Origin of the sequence: Bacillus sp. JJ1773, from assembly GCF_036962035.1 — a bacterium.
Taxonomy (GTDB): Bacteria; Bacillota; Bacilli; order Bacillales; family Cytobacillaceae; genus Cytobacillus.
This window is the reverse complement of record NZ_JBALNX010000052.1, coordinates 47,839-51,218: the sequence shown is the minus strand read 5'-3', so window position 1 is coordinate 51,218 and position 3,380 is coordinate 47,839. Positions and strand designations below refer to the sequence as shown.

The following is a 3,380-nucleotide window of genomic DNA, read 5'->3' as shown; positions in this document are numbered from 1 at the left end:
TCAGTGGGGGATGAAAGAAAACCCCCACTGATTGAAGTTTCACTTTACGACTCAGTATATTCGAAAACACCGTTTATCATCGTCCATTTTGGTTTTGCAAGAAAATGAAAGGGGTGATGACTCCAAAGGACTAAATCGGCATCCTTCCCGGGTTCAATACTGCCTAGCTGCTTGTCAACTCGGAGATTTTTTGCTGGAAGAATGGTTATTCCTTCTAAAGCCTTTTGTTCTGATAAACCTTCACGAACAGCGATAGCAGCGCATAAGTTCAAATATTGAATAGGTGTATAAGGGTGGTCTGTTGTGATGGATACTTCTACACCATGGTTTGTAAGTTCCTGATATGTTTTCCACGTTTTATTCTTAAGCTCCACCTTCGAACGTCTTGTTAAAGTTGGACCAACTGATACTTTTAAATGAAGGTCAGCTAATTCCTCTGCAATGAGATGTCCTTCTGTACAATGCTCAATCCTTAAATCAAGATTAAATTCCTCAGCAAATCGAACAGCGGAAATAATATCGTCTGCACGATGAGCATGAACCCGAACAGGGATTTCCCGATTAAGAGCTTGAATAATGGGAGCAGTCCGCAATGATTCAGGCTGATCAGTACTTGCAGCCTCATAGAATACTTCCCGAAGCTTTCCCATAATTCCCATTCTAGTGATCGAATCTTTATTTCCTTGGCTGTGAATTTGCTTCGGATTTTCGCCAAGAGCAATTTTCAATCCTGCGGTTTCCTGAACCAGCATTTTCTTAATATTCTTACCGGCTGTTTTAATAACAGAAGTTGTTCCGCCAATTACATTTGCGCTGCCTGGCATAATATGGGCGGTTGTAATCCCATATTTTACTGCATCGGAAAATGCAGGATCAAGCGGGTATACTCCATCCATCGCCCTAACATGAGGAGACAAGAGCTCAGCCGTTTCATTGGCATCATTTCCTGCCCAGCCTGTCCCTTCATCATACAGGCCAAGATGTGTATGAACATCAATAAATCCTGGGAATAAATAATGGTTATGACATTCGATGACATAAACATCTGGACCTGTAACATCTATTTTTCCTATTCCGGCAATTTTCCCGTTTTCAACTAAAACATCACCATAAAAAGCAGATGCTGTGACCGGGTAAACATTGGCGTTTTTCAATAATATTTTTGTCATGATATTCCTTTCTGGCATCAATCTTTTTCTATTTATTTTAACAACTATGATCATAATAAGGAACATTATTTAATATAAAAAACCGCACGGAGCGGCGAAGGAAGATTATTTCTTTTCTTGGCGTTTTTTATAAAAGAAGTAAATTCCGATCGATACAAAAGCTAGAATGATAATAGGCATCAGAAATGGCTTTGCATAGTCTTTAATATCTCTCCAATGGTCTCCTAGCTCCATTCCTAATAATAAAAATAAAACGGTCCAAGGAATTATGGCTGCTACAGTATATAAGGTGAAGGTTGACAAAGGCATTTTGGAAATGCCAGCAGGTATGGAAATCGCATGGCGAATAACTGGGACAAATCGCGCTGTAAAAATGACTCCTGTTCCATACTTTTTAAACCATTCCTCTGAAGCATCTAAATGAGACTTTTTGATCAACAGAAATTTACCATATTTATCAAGCACGGGCCTTCCGCCATAAACTCCAAGCCAATATAGAAAAAGCTGCGCAAATGTTCCCCCAATAACACCGGCGATAAGAGCACCCCAGAAATGAATTTTTCCAGTGCTTATTAAAAAACCCCCATAGCTCAATACAATTTCACTTGGTATTACTTCAACCATAAGGCCAAGAGCAATTCCAAAATAACCAAGCTGTGATAAAATGTCAAAAACAGAAAGAATGAACTCTTTCAATTTAAAAACTCCTTTATGACTTCAAATCGGACCATTAGAATATCCCTGTCATTTGAAGGATGATGATGGAGATGCCAAGAACCCAAACATAAACCGCAAAGATTTTGAGTGATTTTCTTTTTAGAAAATTAATCATCCAGACAACTGCCATATACCCAAAAATCGCAGAAGACAGGGTGGCGACAAATAAACTTCCAAAGGAAATGGATTCTGTACGGCCTGAAAGCATCTCCCCAAATTGAAGAACAATCCCACCTGCTATCGCTGGTATAGACAATAAAAATGAGAAATAGGCAGCTGTCTCTCTATCCAGTTTTCTAAATAACCCTGCTGCGATCGTGAGGCCGGACCTTGAAACAGCGGGGAAGATGGCCGCTGCTTGAAATGTGCCGATAAATAAAGCATCTCCATAGGAAATACTCTCCATTTTCTTTGCACCATTACGAATTCGATCAGCAAACCAAAGAATGATCCCAGTGACTAAGAATTCCCAGCCAATCGTAACTCCAGTCTTTGAGATGGAGTCAAATAAATCACTAAATAAAAAGCCAATGATTACTGCAGGAATCGTTCCAATGACTAGCAGCATCGAAAGCTTGCCAAAAGGATTTTTTATAATTTGAAGAAGTTCGTTTTTATATACAACAAGCACAGCAAGCAATGTCCCGACATGCAGCATCGTATCTAGAAAAAGTCCTGCCTCATCCAAACCAAATAAGTGCCTCCCTAAATACAAATGCCCTGTACTTGATATAGGAAGAAATTCGGTAAAACCCTGAATTATTCCTAGTATAAAGGCCTCAATCTTTGACATCAAATGGCATCACCCTTTAAACAAACTTACAACCTATTGAATAAAATTCTTTTGCCATTAGGCAATAGGGGTTGTCATTACAAATTGTATTCATCTTGTCCTAAACAAGAACTGAAAATGAAATCTAGTGGTCAGGTAAATAAAAATGTGTGAAATAATGTGAAACATTTTTGCTTCTAAGGCGTAAATAGTAACGTAAGAGGAATTATAGTTATTGTTCTAGACTTCTTCAAAAATTTGAAATGGGGGATTAAATCATGCCATCACAGGATGAAAAATTATTAGCGACAGCCATTTATGTAACAAGTTTTTTTACAACCATCGTTGGGCCGCTTATCATTTGGTTATTAAAGAAAAACGAATCATCATTTATTGATAATCATGGGAAAGAATATTTTAACTTTGTCATTTCCTATGGAGTTTACGCCCTGATCAGTGGAATCTTAATGATTATTCTAATCGGATTCGTCACAATATGGATTGTAGGTGTACTTGGATTTATTTTTACGATTGTTGCTGCTGTAAAAGCATACGAAGGAAAGGAATACCGTATTCCTTTAGTATTTAGAATTCTTAGATAAAGTGAAACTTCAATCAGTGGGGGTTTTCCGTAACACAGGATGTGTTAGTGCTACACTTGTTCGGGACACAGCGTTCTAGTCGGCCTCAGGTCCCCGCTGATTGTTAGTTGCGGCCCACAG

At 38.5% G+C, this 3,380-nt stretch carries 4 protein-coding genes; 1 reads left to right on the top strand and 3 read right to left on the bottom strand.

The window, feature by feature from the left end:
• Positions 1-44: 44 nt before the first annotated feature.
• The 3 genes from V7127_RS16395 to V7127_RS16385 form a co-directional block, all read right to left on the bottom strand.
• On the bottom strand, positions 45-1,169 hold the full coding sequence (locus tag V7127_RS16395) for an amidohydrolase (protein ID WP_335348258.1): 1,125 nt from the start codon (positions 1,167-1,169) through the stop codon (positions 45-47).
• Positions 1,170-1,274: 105 nt separating this feature from the next.
• Positions 1,275-1,865: a DedA family protein gene (locus V7127_RS16390; protein ID WP_335487762.1), complete on the bottom strand. Its 591-nt coding sequence runs from the start codon at positions 1,863-1,865 to the stop codon at positions 1,275-1,277.
• A gap of 34 nt (positions 1,866-1,899) precedes the next feature.
• On the bottom strand, positions 1,900-2,679 hold the full coding sequence (locus V7127_RS16385; protein WP_335348260.1) for an undecaprenyl-diphosphate phosphatase: 780 nt from the start codon (positions 2,677-2,679) through the stop codon (positions 1,900-1,902).
• 257 nt (positions 2,680-2,936) lie between these two features.
• Here V7127_RS16385 and V7127_RS16380 point away from each other — a divergent pair, with 257 nt between their 5' ends.
• Positions 2,937-3,260 carry a DUF4870 domain-containing protein gene (locus tag V7127_RS16380; RefSeq protein ID WP_335353834.1) on the top strand — a complete coding sequence of 108 codons (324 nt, stop codon included), beginning with the start codon at positions 2,937-2,939 and terminating at the stop codon, positions 3,258-3,260.
• Positions 3,261-3,380: the final 120 nt, after the last annotated feature.